Origin of the sequence: Acidovorax sp. SRB_14 (assembly GCF_012932145.1) — a bacterium.
Lineage (GTDB): Bacteria > Pseudomonadota > Gammaproteobacteria > Burkholderiales > Burkholderiaceae_C > Simplicispira.
In genome coordinates this window covers 24700-41517 of sequence record NZ_MWOK01000028.1, presented here as the reverse complement: position 1 = coordinate 41517, position 16818 = coordinate 24700, and the positions used below count along the sequence as shown (strand labels likewise).

At 69.5% G+C, this 16818-nt stretch carries 13 protein-coding genes; 11 read left to right on the top strand and 2 right to left on the bottom strand.

Annotated features, from left to right (window positions below; translation table 11 throughout):
• The 7 genes from B2J86_RS16175 to B2J86_RS16145 all read left to right on the top strand — a co-directional run.
• On the top strand, window positions 1-663 hold a 663-nt coding region (locus tag B2J86_RS16175), incomplete at its 5' end, for a uroporphyrinogen-III synthase (protein WP_173026118.1).
• A complete protein-coding gene (locus B2J86_RS16170; RefSeq protein ID WP_173026117.1) occupies window positions 660-1757 on the top strand; it encodes a uroporphyrinogen-III C-methyltransferase in 1098 nt (365 codons plus the stop codon). The genes B2J86_RS16175 and B2J86_RS16170, both read left to right, overlap by 4 nt.
• A 20-nt stretch (window positions 1758-1777) precedes the next feature.
• Window positions 1778-3055, top strand: a complete 1278-nt coding sequence (locus tag B2J86_RS16165) for a heme biosynthesis HemY N-terminal domain-containing protein (protein ID WP_169168183.1) — start codon at window positions 1778-1780, stop codon at window positions 3053-3055.
• A gap of 188 nt (window positions 3056-3243) precedes the next feature.
• Window positions 3244-3819 (top strand): cytochrome b, encoded by a 576-nt coding sequence (locus tag B2J86_RS16160; RefSeq protein ID WP_169168182.1) that lies wholly within the window; start codon window positions 3244-3246, stop codon window positions 3817-3819.
• Between the two features lie 52 nt (window positions 3820-3871).
• Entirely contained in the window at window positions 3872-4447 is a 576-nt protein-coding gene (locus B2J86_RS16155; protein ID WP_169634048.1) for a YceI family protein, read from the top strand.
• A gap of 38 nt (window positions 4448-4485) precedes the next feature.
• Window positions 4486-5064: a YceI family protein gene (locus B2J86_RS16150; protein ID WP_169168180.1), complete on the top strand. Its 579-nt coding sequence runs from the start codon at window positions 4486-4488 to the stop codon at window positions 5062-5064.
• A 164-nt stretch (window positions 5065-5228) separates the two neighbouring features.
• On the top strand, window positions 5229-5855 hold the full coding sequence (locus B2J86_RS16145; protein WP_169168179.1) for a VOC family protein: 627 nt from the start codon (window positions 5229-5231) through the stop codon (window positions 5853-5855).
• A 108-nt stretch (window positions 5856-5963) separates the two neighbouring features.
• Here B2J86_RS16145 and B2J86_RS16140 read toward each other — a convergent pair whose 3' ends face one another.
• Together B2J86_RS16140 and guaD are read right to left on the bottom strand one after the other, a co-directional pair.
• The gene (locus tag B2J86_RS16140) at window positions 5964-7259 is read right to left on the bottom strand and encodes an NCS2 family permease (RefSeq protein ID WP_173026116.1); all 1296 of its coding nucleotides are present in this window, start codon (window positions 7257-7259) and stop codon (window positions 5964-5966) included.
• Window positions 7260-7356: 97 nt separating this feature from the next.
• Window positions 7357-8694 (bottom strand): guanine deaminase, encoded by a 1338-nt coding sequence (gene guaD / locus B2J86_RS16135; RefSeq protein ID WP_216842422.1) that lies wholly within the window; start codon window positions 8692-8694, stop codon window positions 7357-7359.
• A 227-nt stretch (window positions 8695-8921) separates the two neighbouring features.
• Between guaD and xdhA the strand changes: the two genes are divergently transcribed.
• From xdhA to B2J86_RS16115, 4 genes are all read left to right on the top strand, one after another.
• Entirely contained in the window at window positions 8922-10520 is a 1599-nt protein-coding gene (gene xdhA, locus B2J86_RS16130) for a xanthine dehydrogenase small subunit (RefSeq protein WP_173026114.1), read from the top strand.
• 1 nt (window position 10521) lies between these two features.
• Window positions 10522-12951 carry a xanthine dehydrogenase molybdopterin binding subunit gene (gene xdhB / locus B2J86_RS16125; RefSeq protein WP_173026113.1) on the top strand — a complete coding sequence of 810 codons (2430 nt, stop codon included), beginning with the start codon at window positions 10522-10524 and terminating at the stop codon, window positions 12949-12951.
• 2 nt (window positions 12952-12953) lie between these two features.
• Window positions 12954-13811 (top strand): xanthine dehydrogenase accessory protein XdhC, encoded by an 858-nt coding sequence (gene xdhC / locus B2J86_RS16120; protein WP_173026112.1) that lies wholly within the window; start codon window positions 12954-12956, stop codon window positions 13809-13811.
• Between the two features lie 76 nt (window positions 13812-13887).
• On the top strand, window positions 13888-16785 hold the full coding sequence (locus B2J86_RS16115) for a valine--tRNA ligase (RefSeq protein WP_173026111.1): 2898 nt from the start codon (window positions 13888-13890) through the stop codon (window positions 16783-16785).
• Window positions 16786-16818 lie beyond the last annotated feature (33 nt).

Below are 16818 nucleotides of genomic sequence, written 5' to 3'. Positions count from 1 at the left end.
CTGCAGGCCGCGCGCGAGCGTGCCGCAGGCTACCGCGCCATCATGGTGGTCAGCGGCAATGCGGCCCAGCATTTTTTTGATCCAAAAACGGTTCAAACCCTTGCTGGACAAGCGCAAGCAGCTATCAAAACAAGAGTCTGGTCGCCCGGCCCTGGCACGGCGCAGACGCTGCAGGCCCTGGGCCTGGCGGCGGACTGCATCGACCAGCCGGCCGCCGACGCCGCGCAGTTCGAGTCCGAGGCGCTGTGGGCGCAGGTCCAGGGCCAGGTCGCGCCGCGCGACCGCATCCTGGTCGTGCGCGGCGCCGAAGCCGGTGCCCCCGCCGACGGCTCGGGCCGCGAGTGGCTCGCCCAGCAGCTGCGGGCCGCGGGCGCCGAGGTGGACTTCGTTGTCGCCTACACGCGCTGCGCGCCCGCGTTCACCGCCGCGCAGCGCGCGCTGGCGCAGCAGGCGGCGCACGACGGCTCGCTGTGGCTGCTGAGCAGCTCGCAGGCGCTCTCGCACCTGTGCGCCGCCCTGCCGGGCCAGGCCTGGGGCCAGGCACGGGCCCTGGCCACGCACCCGCGCATCGCGCAGGCCGCGCGCGCGGCCGGTTTTGGCTGCGTGCGCGAATGCCGGCCCGCGCTGGCCGATGTGGCTGCCTCGATAGAATCGGCCCCATGAGCGCCGCGCCCACCCCCGACCTGCCCGCAGCAGAGCCTTTCCCCCCGTCGGCGGCCGTGCCAGCGCCGCAGACTTCGGCCCCGGGCGCGCCCCGGATCGCGCTGTACGCCGTGGGCGCGGTCGCCGTGGCCGCCCTCGTCAGTGCCAGCCTGCTGTGGCAAAAGCTCAGCACGATCCAGGAACAGCTGGCGCGCCAGAGCGCCGACGCCGGCACCCAGGCGATCGAGGCGCGCACCATGGCGCGCCAGGCCCGCGACCAGGTCAGCCAGGCGCTCGCGCGCCTCACCGTGGCGGAAACCCGGCTCAGCGAAGTCGCCCTGCAGCGCAGCCAGCTCGAAGAGCTGATGCAAAGCCTGTCGCGCTCGCGCGATGAAACCCTGGTGGTGGACATCGAGTCGGCGGTCCGCATGGCGCAGCAGCAGACGCGGCTTACGGGCAGCCTGGAGCCGCTGGTGGCCGCGCTCCAGAATGCCCAGCAGCGCATCGAGCGCGCCGCCCAGCCGCGCCTGGCGCCGGTGCAGCGCGCCATCGGCCGCGACCTCGACCGCATCGCCAGCACCAACGTGACCGACACCGCCGGCCTGCTCGCGCGCCTGGACGACCTGGTGCGCCAGGTGGACGACCTGCCCGTGCAGAACGCCGTGGCGCTGGCCGCCGCCACCCGGCGCATGAACGCGCGCGTCTCCGGCGACAGCGCCGAGCCCGCCCCCGCCGACCTGCCGTGGTGGCAGGCCGCGCTGCTGCGCAGCTGGGAAGTAGTGCGCGACGAAGCCCGGGGCCTGGTGCGCGTGAGCCGCATCGACCAGCCCGAAGCCATTTTGCTGGCGCCCGACCAGACCTTCTTCCTGCGCGAGAACCTCAAGCTCAAACTGCTCAACGCGCGCCTGGGCGTGCTGGCGCGCCAGTTCGACTCGGCGCGCTCGGACCTGGCCACGGCCGGCGCCGCGCTCAACAAGTATTTCGACCCGGCATCGCGGCGCACACAGAACGCCGCCACGGTGCTGCAGCAGGCCCAGGCCAACATGAAGTCCGCCGAACTGCCGCGCCTAGACGAAACCCTGTCCGCGCTGGCCACCGCGGCCGCCGGCCGCTGAAGCGCGCGAGGACGAACCGCATGCGCGCAGCACTCTGGCTCCTGGCCCTGTTTGGCGTGGCCGTCGCGACGGCCCTGTTTGCGGGCAACAACCAGGGCAGCGTCACGCTGTTCTGGCCGCCCTACCGGCTCGATCTGTCGCTCAACATGGTGGTGCTGCTGCTGGCGCTGGGCTTCGCCACGCTGTATGCGGCCCTGCGCGCGCTCGCCGCGCTGCTGGAACTGCCGCACCAGGCGCGCCGCTGGCGCCTGCAGCAAAAAGAGCGCGCCATGCACTCGGCCCTGCTCGACGCCATGGCGCAGCTCATGGCCGGCCGCTTCCTGCGCTCGCGCAAGGCGGCCCTGGGCGCCCTGGCACAGGAAAGCGCGCTGGCCCGCGCCGGCGCGACCGTGCCCCACGGCCGGCAACTGCGCGCCCTGGCGCACCTGGTGGCGGCCGAGGGCTCGCACGCCCTGCAAGACCGCACCCACCGCGACAGCCACCTGCAGCAGTCGCTCGACCATGCGCCCCTGCGCGGCACCGCCCACGAGCAGGAGCTGCGCGAGGGCATCCAGCTGCGCGCCGCACGCTGGGCACTCGACGAGCGCGAGGCCGCCTCCGCGCTCGAATGGCTGGCCAGCCTGCCGCAGGGCGCGGCGCGGCGCACGCTGGCGCTGCGGGTCAAGCTCAAGGCCGCGCGCCTGGCGCACCAGACGCAGGACGCCCTGGACACCGCGCGCCTGCTGGCCAAGCACGGCGCGTTTTCGGCCCCGGCCGCGCAGAGCCTGGTGCGCGGCCTGGCCATCGAACTGTTCAACGGCGCGCACGACCCGGCGCAGCTGCACGGCACCTGGCAGTCGCTCGAAGCGACCGAGCGCGCCATGCCCGAGCTGGCCATCCATGCCGCGCAGCGCCTGGCGCAGCTCGGGGGCGATGGCCAGACGGTGCGCCAGTGGCTGCTGCCGGTGTGGGAGCACATGGTGCGCGCTCCCGGCACCTTGGCCGATCACCACGCGCTCAAGCTGGTGCGTGCGCTGGAGTCGGGCATGGACGCGCTCGACGGCACCTGGCTGGCGCGCATCGAAGCCGCGGCCCAGGCCAACCCGCGCGACCCGCGCCTGCAGTACCTCGCCGGCGCAGCCTGCGTGCAGCGCCAGCTGTGGGGCAAGGCGCAGCAGTTGCTGACGCAGTCCACGCAGCAGCTGCAGGACACCTCGCTGCGCCAGAGCGCGTGGCGCCGGCTGGCTGAACTGGCCGAGCAGCGCGGCGACGCAGGGGCCGCCGCACAGGCCTGGAAAAGCGCTGCGCTCGCGGGCTGAGCCCATCCGAGGAAGGCCTTGCCTGCGGCCCAGCCACGGCCACTCGTTCAATTCATTTGAATCGAGACATCAATCCCGTTGAAACGGAAAGAAGCTTCCGTTTCCTACACTGGCTCCCAAGCGGCTGCCGGCTGCTGTGCTGAACTTTTTCCCTCTAACGCCCCCTTACCGCCCTTTTGGCGCCCTGCATGCCTTCTTCCTCTCCGACCGCCCCGGCGCGTTCCGCGCGCTACAGCCACACCGCCATCGCGCTGCACTGGCTGCTGGCCGCAGCGCTGATGGCCCTGTTTGCGCTGGGCCTGTACATGGCCGACCTGCCGTTCTCGCCGCAGCGCCTCAAGCTCTACAACTGGCACAAATGGGCCGGCGTGGCCATCCTCACGCTGTCGCTGCTGCGCCTGCTGTGGCGCCTCACGCACCGCCCCCCGGCCCTGCCTGCCACGATGGTGCAGGCCATGCCCGCCTGGCAGAAATGGGCGCACCACGGCACGCACCACCTGCTGTATGCGCTGTTTTTCGCCGTGCCCCTGATCGGCTGGGCCTACAGCTCGGCGGCCGGCTTCCCCATCGTGTTCCTCGGACTGGTGCAGTTGCCCGACTTCGTGCCGGCCAGCGATGCGCTGGCCGAGGCCCTCAAGCCGTGGCACCAGATCAGCGCCTACGCCCTCGCGGCATTGGCCGGGCTGCATGTGGCCGCGGCGTTCAAGCACCAGTGGATCGACCGCGACGGCCTGCTCACGCGCATGTGGCCTGGCCGGCGTTGAAGCCTTGGCCGCGCACGCTGTCCGAACCCTTTTTCCCGCTCCCGAGTTCCCCATGAAAATTTCTGTATCCCTGTCCGCTGCCCTGCTGGGCGCCTGCGCCGTGCTGGCCACCGTGCCCGCCCATGCCGAACAAAAGCTGCTGCCCGCACAAAGCAGCGTGGCCTTCACGGCGCGCCAGATGGGTGTACCGCTGCAGGGGCACTTCAAGAAATTCGACGCACAGATCGCCTTCGACCCCGCCCAGCCCGCCGCCAGCAAGATCGCTTTCACGGTGGACACCGGCAGCGCCACGCTCGGCTCGCGCGAGACCGACGCCGAACTGCCCAAGCCCGTGTGGTTCAACGTGCCCCAGTTCCCCCAGGCCAGCTTCCAGTCCAGCGCCGTCAAGGCGCTGGGCGGGGGCAAGTTCGAGGTGGCGGGCAAGCTGTCCATCAAGGGCCAGGCGCGCGACGTGGTCGTGCCCGTGACCCTGGCGCAGAACGGCGCCACCACCACCGCCACCGGCACGCTGGCCCTCAAGCGCCTGGCCTACAAGATCGGCGAGAACGAGTGGGCCGACACCTCCATGGTCGCCGACGACGTGCAAGTGACCTTCAAGCTCGCGCTCAGCGGCGTGGGCAAGCTCTGATTTTTCTTTCTGCCACCCTTTTTCTCAAGGAACCCTTCATGCGCAAGTCCCTCTTCGCCCTGGCCGCGGCCGCAACGTTGGCCGCAGGTGTTGCCCACGCAGCCCCCGCGCAATACGCCATCGATCCCACCCACACCTTCGTGACCTTCGAGATCGACCACATGGGCGCCACCACCAACCGCGGCCGCTTCGACAAGAAGGAAGGCACCGTGCAATTCGACCGTGACGGCAAGGCGGGCAAGGTGGACCTGACCCTCCACATCAACTCGATCAACACGGGCACCGCTGCCTTCGACAAACACCTGCAAAGCGCCGAGCTGTTCGACGCGGCCAAGCACCCCACGGCCCGCTTCGTGTCCGATACGTTCAACTTCAGCGGCGACAAGGTCAGCGAAGTGACCGGCCAGCTCACGCTGATGGGCAAGACCCAGCCCGTCACGCTCAAGGCGTCTAAGTTCAACTGCTACCCCAACCCCATGCTGCAAAAGCGCGAAACCTGCGGCGGCGACTTCGAAACCACCATCGACCGCACGGCGTTCGGCATGAACTACGGCATCGACTGGGGCTTTGCCAAGAACGTGCGCCTGATCGTGCAGGTCGAGGCCGTCAAGCAGTAAGCAGCCAGCGCAGGCCTGCCACGCTGCCGGCCCCGCCAGCCCGCCCCTTGCTCGCAGGGAGCGGGCTTTTTTGTGCCCGGTCCAGCGCCTGCAGCGCAGCAAAATTGAACTAACGTAAACAAATTACGGATAGTAGAATTTCGGCACATTCCCCGGAGACCGCCATGAACGCCCTGCCCACCCCCGACCCCGCCACACTGCCGCCGCCCGCGGCCGTGCAGCAGCTGCACCATTTCGCCTACAAGGCGCGCGACGCCGAGGAAACGCGCCACTTCTACGAAGACATCCTGGGCCTGCCGCTCTACCACATCATCCAGAGCGACTACGTGCCGAGCACGGGCGAGTACTGCCCGTACACGCATTTCTTCTTCCGCCTGCAGGACGGCTCGTTCATCGCCTTCTTCGACCTGGGCGACGATGTCAAGGCCGAGCCCTCGCCCAACACGCCGGCCTGGGTCAACCACATCGCCTTCCGCGTCAACACCGTGCAGGAGCTGGAAAACACCAAGGCGCGGCTGCAGGCGCACGGCATCGAGGTGCTGGGCGTGACCGACCACCACATCTTCAAGAGCATCTATTTCTTCGACCCCAACGGCATCCGGCTGGAACTGTCGGCGCAGCTGGCCGACGCGGCGCAGATGGAGAAGGACAGCACCGTGGCGCACCAGCGGCTGGCCGAGTGGACGGCACGCAAGGCGCAGTGGCGCAGCGAGCGCGCCGAGGGCCGCGCCACCGCACCCCTCAAGCCGCAGGCGAACGACCGCCCGGAGTACGTGCCCAGTCGCACCTGATAGCTACTGTTTTCATAGCTATCAGCGCTTTCCCATAAAGCGTTTGAGGCTCATTTCACTGAAAACCCACAGCGGCCACGCACCTGCCGGTGTGCGGCCGCCCAGGCGTCAGTGCCCGCCCATGTAGATGAACTTGAACAGGAACACCGCGGCAATGATCCAGGCCATCCAGTGCACGTCGCGGGCCTTGCCGGTGAACAGCTTGAGCACGGCGTACGAGATGAAGCCGAACGCCAGGCCGTTGGCGATGTTGTAGGTGAAGGGCATCATCAGCGCCGTGATCACGCCGGGGATCACCTCGGTCGGGTCGTCCCAGTTCAGCTCGACCAGTTCGCGCAGCATCAGGCAGGCCACGAACAGCAGCGCCGGCGCGGTGGCGTAGGCCGGCACCACGGCGGCCAGCGGCGAGATGAACAGGCAGGCCAGGAACAGCACCGCCACCGTCAGCGCGGTCAGACCCGTGCGGCCGCCGGCCTGCACGCCTGCGGCGCTCTCGGCATAGGCGGTGGTGCTGGACGTGCCCAGCATCGATCCGGCAAAGATGGCGGCGCTGTCGGCCAGCAGGGCCTTGTTGAACCGCTCCATGCGGCCCGGCACGAGCAGGCCGGCGCGCTTGGCCACGCCCATCAGCGTGCCGGTGGCGTCGAACAGCTCGACCAGGAAGAACACCAGCACCACGTTGAGCACGCCGCCCTGGAGGGCGCCGGCAATGTCGAGCTGCAGGAAGGTGGGCGCGATCGAGGGCGGCGGCGCAAAGACGCCGGCGAATTGGTTGCCGCCGAAGAAGAACGACAGCACGGTCACCGTGACGATGCCGATCAGGATGGCGCCGGGCACGCGAAACCGGTCGAGCACGACGATCAGGATGAAGCCGATCACCGCCAGCACGGCCGGGGGCTGGTGCAGGTCGCCGAGCGTCACGAGCGTGGCGGGCGAGGCCACCACGATGCCGGCGCTCTTGAGCGCAATGATCGCCAGGAACATGCCGATGCCGACGACGATGGCCGTGCGGATCGATTGCGGAATGCCGCTCACGATGAGCTCGCGCAGGCCGAACACCGTGATCGCGAGGAACAGGCAGCCCGAGACGAAGACCGCCCCCAGCGCCGTCTGCCACGAATAGCCCATGGCGCCGACGACGACGAACGCAAAGTACGCGTTCAGCCCCATGCCGGGCGCCAGCGCGATCGGGTAGTTGGCGTACAGCGCCATGATGGCCGTGCCCAGCGCCGCGATCAGGCAGGTGGCGACGAACACCGCGTCCTGCGGCATGCCGGCGGCGCCCAGGATGGACGGGTTGACGAAGACGATGTAGGCCATCGTGAGGAAGGTCGTCAGACCCGCCACGATCTCGGTGCGCACGTCGGTGCCGTGCTCTTTCAGCTTGAAAATTCGCTCTAACATGGGTTTGTCTCCAGGTAGGGCTTGCCGCTCTGTGGCGGCTGCCGTTGTTTTGAGGGGTGCGGCGCCAGGGCTGCGCAGGCCGCTGCCGGGGTGCACCCTAGCCGCTCACCTCCTGCGGCGCTGCTGCGGCAGCTGGCAGGCGGTCCACGCCCGCCACATAGGCGGCCGCCAGGTTGCGCTCGTCCGACAGGGTGAGCCAGGCAAACACGCGCTCGTGCAGGTCGCGCGCCAGTGCGTGCCGGCGCTCGGCCACCGCGCCGCTGGCCCAGTGCCACACGCACACGTCGGCGGTGCAGCCGACATCGAACGAGCCGATTTCACCCGCCAGCCCCAGCGCCTGCGCCGCGCCGCGCGTGGCGCTGTGCAGCGCCTTCCAGGCGGTCAGGCGCTGGCCGGCCAGCGCCTGCACCTTGTAGGCGTCGGCCAGCGTGCGCTGCATCGACAGGCTGGTGCCGGCGCCGACGTCGGTGGCCACGCTGACGTGTATGCCCGCCTGCACGGCGGCGTGCCAGTCGAACAGCCCGCTGCCCAGGAACAGGTTGGACGAGGGGCTGTGCGCCACCTGCGCGCCGCTGTCGCGGATCGCTGCGCGGTCGTTGGCGTCGAGCCAGATGCCGTGCGCCAGCACGCTGCGCGCATGCAGCAGGCCGGCGCGTGCGTAGACATCGAGGTAGCTGCGCGCCTGCGGAAAGAGCTGCCGCACCCATTCCACCTCGTCGCGGTTCTCTGCGACATGGGTCTGCATGTAGGTGCCCGGGTAGGCCGCGCACAGCTGCCCCGCCATGGCCAGCTGCGCCGGCGTGCTGGTGGGCGCAAAGCGCACGGTCACGGCATAGGCATTGCGGCCCACGCCGTGCCAGCGCTCGATCAGGTCGACGCAGTCGCGCTCGGCCCCTGCCACGTCGTCACACAGCGCGGGCGGCGCGTGGCGGTCCATCAGCACCTTGCCCGTGACGAGGCGCATGCCGCGCGCGCTGGCGCCGGCAAACAGTGCGTCGGCGCTGGCTTTGTGGACGGTCGGAAAGACCACGGCGCTGGTCGTGCCGCTGGCCAGCAGCGCATCCAGAAAGCGCGCGGCGCCCGCCTGCGACACGGCCGGGTCGGCAAAGCGCATCTCGGCGGGGAAGGTGTAGGTGTGGAGCCAGTCGAGCAACTCGGCGCCGTAGCTGGCGATCATGTCGATCTGCGGGCTGTGCACGTGGGTGTCGATGAAGCCGGGCAGCAGCAGCCTGCCGCGGTGGTCGTGCTGCACCCAGTCCGCGCCCGGCGCCTGGTCGCCGGGCTGCACGCCGGTGATGCGGCCGCCCTCGATCAGCAGCCAGTGGTCGGGGCGGAAGCGCACGGCCGCGGCATCGACCACCGCCCATTCGGGCGTGCCGGTGAAATCGAGCAGATCGCCGCGCAGTGCGAGCTTGGAGGGTGACATCGTGGTCATGAGGTCGTTTGGTAAGACCGGGCCATCGGCCCCGGCGAACAAAGGGGCGGGCACTGCCCGGCAGCGGCCGCATCGGATGGAAGGCCGACTCCGAGGCCCGATCTTGGCGAAATCCGCGCGGAGCGCCATATGCACCACCGCATAGAGACTATTCCTTTCGGCATATGCCTGCCGGCAAGAAAGCGACTAAGTTTCAGGGATACCTCTGACCCTCCCATCCGTCGTCCATGCCACACCAAGCCATCCGTTTCTACCACCGGGGCGCCGTTGTCGAAGTCCGCGGCTCGCACCCCACGCGCACCGTGCTCGAATGGCTGCGCGAAGACGCCCGCTGCACCGGCACCAAGGAAGGCTGCAACGAGGGCGACTGCGGCGCCTGCACGGTCGTGATCGGCGAACTGCCCGGGCGCAGCGAGGCGCCGGGCACGACCGTGCGCGGCCTGGCGCTGCGCACTGTGAACGCCTGCCTCCAGTTCCTGCCCACGCTGCACGGCAAGGCGCTGTTCACGGTCGAAGACCTGAAGGCCGCCGACACCGCAACGCAGCCTGGTGCACTGCACCCGGTGCAGCAGGCGCTGGTCGATTGCCACGGCTCGCAGTGCGGCTTCTGCACGCCGGGCTTTGTGATGTCGCTGTGGTCTACGTACGAACACCACAGCGCCTGCGGCACGCAGCCCACGCGCCAGCAGCTGGCCGACGACCTGTCGGGCAACCTGTGCCGCTGCACCGGCTACCGGCCCATCCTCGACGCGGGCCAGCGCATGTTCGACCTGCCGGCGATCGCACTCGACACGGCACCCGTGGTCGCAGCGCTGCAGGGCATCGCGCGCGGCGCCAGCGAAGGCTCGTTCAGCTATGCCGGCCCGAACGCGGCCCGGCGCACCGACCACTTCCACGCCCCCCGGACGCTGGGCGCGCTGGCCGCGCTGCGCCTGCAGCACCCCCAGGCCCAGCTGCTGGCCGGTTCCACCGACGTGGGCCTGTGGGTCAACAAGATGTTCCGCGACCTGGGCGACATCCTTTTCGTCGGCGACGTCGACGCGATGAAGGTCGTCGAGGAACGCGACCACCTCGGCGGCCGCGAGCTCTACATCGGTGCGGGCGCCTCGCTCACCCGCGCCTGGGAGGCCCTGGTGCAGCGCGTGCCGGCGCTCACCGATATGTGGCTGCGCTTTGCCTCGCCGCCCATCCGCAACGCCGGCACCATGGGCGGCAATGTGGCCAACGGCTCGCCCATCGGCGACTCGCCGCCGATCCTGATGGCGCTCGATGCGCAGATCGAGCTGCGGCGCGGCGAACGCGTGCGCCGCATGCCGCTGCAGGACTTCTATACCGACTACATGAAGAACCGGCTCGAAACGGGTGAGTTCGTGCAGGGGCTGGCGATCCCACTCACGGCCCTGGCGCGCCAGGTGCGCGGCTACAAGATCAGCAAGCGCTTTGACTGCGACATCTCGGCGCTGTGCGGCGGCTTTGCGATCGAGCTCGACGGCGACCGGGTCGCCGCCGTGCGCCTGGCCTTTGGCGGCATGGCGGCCACGGTCCGGCGCGCGGCGCACGCCGAGGCCGCGCTGCGGGGCCAGCCCTGGTCGCAAGAAGCGGTCCAGGCGGCCCAGGCGGCCCTGGCCAGCGACTTCGCGCCGCTGTCCGACATGCGCGCGAGCGCCGGCTACCGGCTGCAGGTGGCGCAGAACCTGCTGCGGCGCTTCTGGCTGGAAACGCGCACGGCCGATCCGCTGCCCAGCGCGCTGACCAGCGTGTTCAGCGCCATGCCGCACGCCGCGCCAGCGGCTACCGCCAGCCCGTCCGACCTTCAGGGAGCCTGACATGAACCAACCCGTGGACGCGCGGCTGCTGCAGCGCGCTGAAACCTTTTCGGACTATCTGCAGAACACCGCGACCCGCATCGACCAGAGCGCCGAAGCGCGCGCCGAGCGCGCGGGCGCACGCGTGGGCGTGAGCCGGCCGCACGAGTCGGCGCACCTGCACGTGGCCGGTGAAGCTGCCTACATCGACGACCTGCCCGAGCTGGCCGGCACCCTGCACTGCGCGCTGGGCTTGTCGCCCGTGGCCCACGGCACGCTGACCGGCCTGTCGCTCGACCGCGTCCGTGCCATGCCCGGCGTGGTGGACGTCATCACGGCCGCAGACCTTCCCGGCGCCAACGACTGCGGCGCCATCGTCCCCGACGACCCCATCCTGTGCGACGGCGAGGTCCGCTACCTGGGCCAGCCGGTTTTTGCCGTGGTCGCCCAGACGCGCGATGCGGCCCGCCGCGCCGCCGCGCTGGCCCGGGACGCGCTGACGATCAGCCCGCTGCCGCCCGTGCTCACGCCGCAGCAGGCCCATGCCCTGCAGCAGTACGTGCTGCCGCCCATGCACTTGGCGCGCGCCACCACCGAGGGCGGCGCGCAGGCCGCCATCGCGCGCGCGCCGCACCGGCTGCGCGGCACGCTCTCCGTGGGCGGGCAGGAACAGTTCTACCTCGAAGGGCAGATCAGCTACGCCACACCGAAGGAAGACGGCGGCATGCACGTGCATTGCTCGACCCAGCACCCGAGCGAGATGCAGCATCTGGTGGCGCGTGCGCTGAATGTGCCGTCCAACCACGTGCAGGTCGAGTGCCGCCGCATGGGTGGCGGCTTTGGCGGCAAGGAGTCGCAGTCGGCCCTGTTCGCCTGCGTGGCCGCGGTGGCGGCGCGCCGGCTCCGGCGCCCGGTCAAGCTGCGCCTGGACCGCGACGACGACTTCCTGGTCACGGGCCGGCGCCACTGCTTCTGGTACGAGTACGAAGTCGGCTACGACGCTGCCGGCAAGGTGCTGGGCGCCGAAATCACCCTGGTCTCGCGCGCCGGGCACTCGGCCGACCTCTCGGGCCCGGTGATGACGCGCGCGATGTGCCATTTTGACAACGCCTACTGGCTGCCCGATGTGTCCATGCACGGCTTCTCGGGCAAGACGAACACGCAGTCGAACACCGCGTTCCGCGGCTTTGGCGGGCCCCAGGGCGCGATCGCCATCGAGAACATCCTCGACTCGGTGGCGCGCACGCTGGGCAAGGACCCGCTGGACGTGCGCCGCGCCAACTTCTATGGCAAGGCGCACAACAACGTCACGCCCTACGGCCAGACCGTCACCGACAACATCATCCACGAGCTGAGCGCGCAGCTCGAAGCCAGCAGCGGCTACCGCAGCCGCCGCGCCGAGATAGCCGCCTTCAACGCCGCGAGCCCCGTGCTCAAGCGCGGCATCGCGCTCACACCGGTCAAGTTCGGCATCTCGTTCAACGTCAAGCACCTCAACCAGGCCGGCGCGCTGGTGCACGTCTACACCGATGGCTCGGTCCTGGTCAACCACGGCGGCACCGAAATGGGCCAGGGCCTGAACACCAAGGTGGCGCAGGTCGTGGCGCACGAACTCGGCGTGGGTTTCGAGCGCGTGCGCGTCACCGCCACCGACACGCAGAAGGTGGCCAACACGTCCGCCACGGCGGCCTCCACGGGCGCCGATCTGAACGGCAAGGCCGCGCAGGATGCCGCGCGCCAGATCCGGGAACGGCTGGCCGCGTGCGCCGCCCAGCTGCACGGCGGCGAGCCGGCAGCGGTGCGCTTCGCCAACGACCTGGTGCAGGTCAACGGCCGGCAGATGGCGTTTTGTGCCCTCGTCGACCATGCCTACCTGGAGCGGGTGCAGCTGTGGTCCGACGGCTTCTACGCCACGCCGGGCCTGAGCTGGGACAAGGACAAGATGCAGGGCCGGCCGTTCTTCTACTTTGCCTACGGCGCGGCCGCCAGCGAGGTCGTGGTGGACACGCTCACGGGCGAGTGGAAGCTGCTGCGCGCCGACATCCTGCACGACGCCGGCAAGTCGCTGAACCCGGCCATCGACATCGGCCAGATCGAAGGCGCCTTCATCCAGGGCATGGGCTGGCTGACCACCGAAGAGCTGGTCTGGCATCCCACCAGCGGCAAGCTGACCACGCATGCACCCAGCACCTACAAGATCCCCACCGCCAACGACTGCCCGCCCGTGCTGCACTGCGAACTATTCAAAGGGCAGAACGCGGAGGACAGCATCCACCGCAGCAAGGCCGTGGGCGAGCCGCCGCTGTTGCTGCCGTTCTCGGTGTTCTTCGCCATCCGCGACGCGGTGTCGGCCGCGGGGGGCCACCACACCGACCCGCCCTTGAGCGCGCCGGCCACCAGCGAATCCATCCTGCGCGCCATCACGGCGGTGCAGGCGGCGCAGGAGGCCTAGCCATGGACCGCCTGCGCGACACCGCCGCCGCGTGGCTGGCCTGCGGGCAGCGCGCCACCGTGGTCGAGGTGCTCGACGCGCGCGGCTCGGTGCCGCGCGGCGCCGGCACGCGCATGCTGGTGGGCGCGTCGGACCTGGCCGGAACGATCGGTGGCGGCCACCTGGAGCTCCAGGCCATCGCCCAGGCGCGCGCGCTGCTGGCCGGCCAGGCCCGCCCGCCGCTGTCGGTGCACTACCCGCTGGGCCCCGCGCTCGGCCAATGCTGCGGCGGTGCCGTGACGCTGGGCTTTGCCCCGCTCGACGCCGCGGCGCTGTCCGCCTGGCCGCTGGTGCCGCCGCGCTTTCACCTGCAGCTGTACGGCGCCGGCCATGTGGGCCGCGCCATCGCGCGGGCGCTCGCCCCGCTGCACTGCGTGGTCGACTGGATCGATGAACGCGAAGAAGAATTTCCGGCCAGCTTCGATGGACTGGGCGGCCCCTGGCCCGCGCACATCCGCAGGCTGTGCGTCGATGCGGTGGAGGCCGAAGTCGCCACCGCACCGCCCGGTGCGTATTACCTGGTGCTCACGCACCAGCACGACCTCGACCTGCGCATCAGCGAGGCCATCCTGCGGCGCGGCGACTTTGGCTTCTTCGGTCTGATCGGCTCGAAGACCAAGAGGAACCGCTTCGTGCACCGCTTCGAGCAGCGTGGCATCGACCCCGCCGCGATCGCGCGCATGGCCTGCCCGATCGGCATCGACGGCATCAGCGGCAAGGAGCCCGAGGTGATTGCGGTGGCGGTGGCGGCACAGCTGGTGCGCGCATCCGACCCGGGGCGCGCACACGCCGCCCTGCGCCCAGGTGCGGTGGCGGTCTAAAATCAGCCTATCCCGCCCACCGTCCAACACCACGGCATCCTTTGGGATGCCGTTTTCATTTGCCATTGCCCCCTCCATGAGCGACACCCCTGCCCAACCCGGCCTTGCCAGCCTGTCCAAATCGTTCGAGCCCGCCGCGCTCGAAGCCCACTGGGGCCCCGAGTGGGAGGCGCGTGGCTACGGCGCGGCCGGCGTGCGCGGCAGCGGCGCGGCGCAGGCCGATGCGCCGTCGTTCGCGATCCAGCTGCCGCCGCCCAACGTCACCGGCACGCTGCACATGGGCCATGCGTTCAACCAGACGATCATGGACAGCCTCACGCGCTACCACCGCATGCGCGGCTTCAATACCGCCTGGATTCCCGGCACCGACCACGCCGGCATCGCCACGCAGATCGTCGTCGAGCGCCAGCTGCAAGAACTGGGCATCAGCCGCCACGACATGGGCGCCACGCCCCCCGAGGCGCGCAAGAACTTCGTCGCCAAGGTGTGGGAGTGGAAGGAACAGTCCGGCAACACCATCACCACGCAGATGCGCCGCATGGGCGACAGCGTGGACTGGAGCCGCGAATACTTCACCATGGACCCCAAACTGTCCACCGTGGTGACCGAGACCTTTGTGCGCCTCTACGAACAGGGCCTGATCTACCGCGGCAAGCGCCTGGTCAACTGGGACCCGAAGCTGCAGTCCGCCGTGTCGGACCTCGAAGTCGAGAGCGAAGAAAAAGACGGTTCGCTGTGGCACATCGCCTACCCGCTCTCCGACGGTTCAGGCCAGCTGGTGGTGGCCACCACGCGCCCCGAGACCATGCTGGGTGACGTGGCCGTGATGGTGCACCCCGAAGACGCGCGCTACCAGCACCTGATCGGCAAGATGGTCAACCTGCCGCTGTGCGACCGCCAGATTCCGGTGATTGCCGACGACTACGTGGACCAGGAATTCGGCACGGGCGTGGTGAAGGTCACGCCGGCGCACGACCCGAACGACTACCAGGTCGGACAGCGCCACCACCTGCCCATGGTGTGCGTGCTGACGCTGCAGGCCACCATCAACGACGAGGCGCCCGAAAAATACCGCGGCATGGACCGTTTCGTGGCGCGCAAGGCGATCGTGGCCGACCTCGAAGCGGCCGGCCTGATGGTCGAGATCAAGAAGCACAAGCTGATGGTGCCGATCTGCACGCGCACCGGCCAGGTGGTCGAGCCCATGCTGACCGACCAGTGGTTCGTCGCCATGGGCAAGGTCAGTGACTCCGACCCCACCGGCAAGAGCATTGCGCAGAAGGCCATCGACGCGGTCGATTCGGGCGCCGTCACCTTCGTGCCGGAAAACTGGGTCAACACCTACCACCAGTGGATGAACAACATCCAGGACTGGTGCATCTCGCGCCAGCTGTGGTGGGGCCACCAGATTCCCGCCTGGTACGACGAGGACGGCCAGGTCTACGTGGCGCGCAACGAGGCCGACGCCCAGGCTCAGGCGCCCGGCAAGACCCTGCGCCGCGACGACGACGTGCTCGACACCTGGTACTCGTCGGCCCTCGTGCCCTTTTCGACCATGGGCTGGCCCCACCAGGGCGACGCGCCCACCGACGACTACAACCTCTACCTGCCCTCCTCCGTGCTGGTGACGGGCTACGACATCATCTTCTTCTGGGTGGCCCGGATGATCATGATGACCACGCACTTCACGGGCCGCGTGCCGTTCAGGCATGTCTACATCCACGGCCTGGTGCGCGACGCGCAGGGCAAGAAGATGAGCAAGAGCGAGGGCAACGTGCTCGACCCGGTCGACCTGATCGACGGCATCGCGCTCGAGCCGCTGCTGGGCAAGCGCACCACCGGCCTGCGCAAGCCCGAAACCGCGCCCAAGGTGCGCAAGGACACGCAAAAGGAATTTCCCGACGGCATTCCGGCCTATGGCGCAGATGCCCTGCGTTTCACCTTCGCGGCCTTGGCCAGCCTGGGGCGGAGCATCAATTTTGATAGCAAGCGCTGCGAGGGCTACCGCAACTTCTGCAACAAGCTCTGGAACGCCAGCCGCTTCGTGCTGATGAACTGCGAAGGCCAGGACTGCGGCCTGCAGGAACACACCAAGGAACAGTGCCAGCCCGGCGGCGCCTTCGAGGGCTACCTGGACTTCAGCCAGTGCGACCGCTGGATCAGCTCGCAGCTGCAGAAGACCGAGGCCGAAGTCGCCAAGGGCTTTGCCGAGTACCGGCTCGACAACGTCGCCAACACGGTCTACGACTTCGTCTGGAACGAGTTCTGCGACTGGTACCTGGAAATCGCCAAGGTGCAGATCCAGACCGGCAACGCCGCCCAGCAGCGCGCCACGCGCCGCACGCTGATCCGCACGCTCGAAGCCATCCTGCGCCTGGCCCACCCCATCATCCCGTTCATCACCGAAGAGCTGTGGCAAAAGGTCGCGCCCGTGGCCGGCCTGGCGGGCGCGTCGGTCAGCATCGCACGCTACCCCGAGGCGCAGCCCGAGAAGATCGACGAGGCGGCAATCGCCCACGTCGCGCGCCTCAAGGCGCTGGTCGACGCCTGCCGCACGCTGCGCGGCGAGATGAACGTCTCGCCCGCCGCGCGCCTGCCTTTGTATGCCGTGGGCGACAGCGAATTTTTGCGCGGCGCCGCGCCGGTGCTGCAGGCGCTTGCCAAGCTCAGCGAAGTCAGGGTGTTCGACGACGAGGCCGCTTGGGCGGCCGCCGCGCAGGCCGCGCCCGTGGCCGTGGTCGGCGGCGCGCGCCTGTGCCTGCACATGGAGATCGACGTGACCGCCGAGCGCACGCGCCTGTCCAAGGAAATCGCGCGCATCGACGGCGAGGTTGCCAAGGCAAACGCCAAGCTGGGCAACGAGGCCTTTGTCGCCAAGGCGCCGGCCGCCGTCATCGAGCAGGAAAAGAAGCGCGTGGCCGACTTCGGTGCCACGCTCGAGCGCCTGCGCGAGCAACTGGCCCGCCTAGGCTGAAAAACCGCCGCGCACCACCACTCCATCCTTTCT

Excerpts from the sequence above, each read along its gene's own strand:
- B2J86_RS16170 (WP_173026117.1), top strand. The coding sequence starts at position 660 with ATGAGCGCCGCGCCCACCCCCGACCTGCCCGCAGCAGAGCCTTTCCCC.
- B2J86_RS16165 (WP_169168183.1), top strand. The coding sequence starts at position 1,778 with ATGCGCGCAGCACTCTGGCTCCTGGCCCTGTTTGGCGTGGCCGTCGCG.
- B2J86_RS16160 (WP_169168182.1), top strand. The coding sequence starts at position 3,244 with ATGCCTTCTTCCTCTCCGACCGCCCCGGCGCGTTCCGCGCGCTACAGC.
- B2J86_RS16155 (WP_169634048.1), top strand. The coding sequence starts at position 3,872 with ATGAAAATTTCTGTATCCCTGTCCGCTGCCCTGCTGGGCGCCTGCGCC.
- B2J86_RS16150 (WP_169168180.1), top strand. The coding sequence starts at position 4,486 with ATGCGCAAGTCCCTCTTCGCCCTGGCCGCGGCCGCAACGTTGGCCGCA.
- B2J86_RS16145 (WP_169168179.1), top strand. The coding sequence starts at position 5,229 with ATGAACGCCCTGCCCACCCCCGACCCCGCCACACTGCCGCCGCCCGCG.
- B2J86_RS16140 (WP_173026116.1), bottom strand. The coding sequence starts at position 7,259 with ATGTTAGAGCGAATTTTCAAGCTGAAAGAGCACGGCACCGACGTGCGC.
- guaD (WP_216842422.1), bottom strand. The coding sequence starts at position 8,694 with ATGACCACGATGTCACCCTCCAAGCTCGCACTGCGCGGCGATCTGCTC.
- xdhA (WP_173026114.1), top strand. The coding sequence starts at position 8,922 with ATGCCACACCAAGCCATCCGTTTCTACCACCGGGGCGCCGTTGTCGAA.
- xdhB (WP_173026113.1), top strand. The coding sequence starts at position 10,522 with ATGAACCAACCCGTGGACGCGCGGCTGCTGCAGCGCGCTGAAACCTTT.
- xdhC (WP_173026112.1), top strand. The coding sequence starts at position 12,954 with ATGGACCGCCTGCGCGACACCGCCGCCGCGTGGCTGGCCTGCGGGCAG.
- B2J86_RS16115 (WP_173026111.1), top strand. The coding sequence starts at position 13,888 with ATGAGCGACACCCCTGCCCAACCCGGCCTTGCCAGCCTGTCCAAATCG.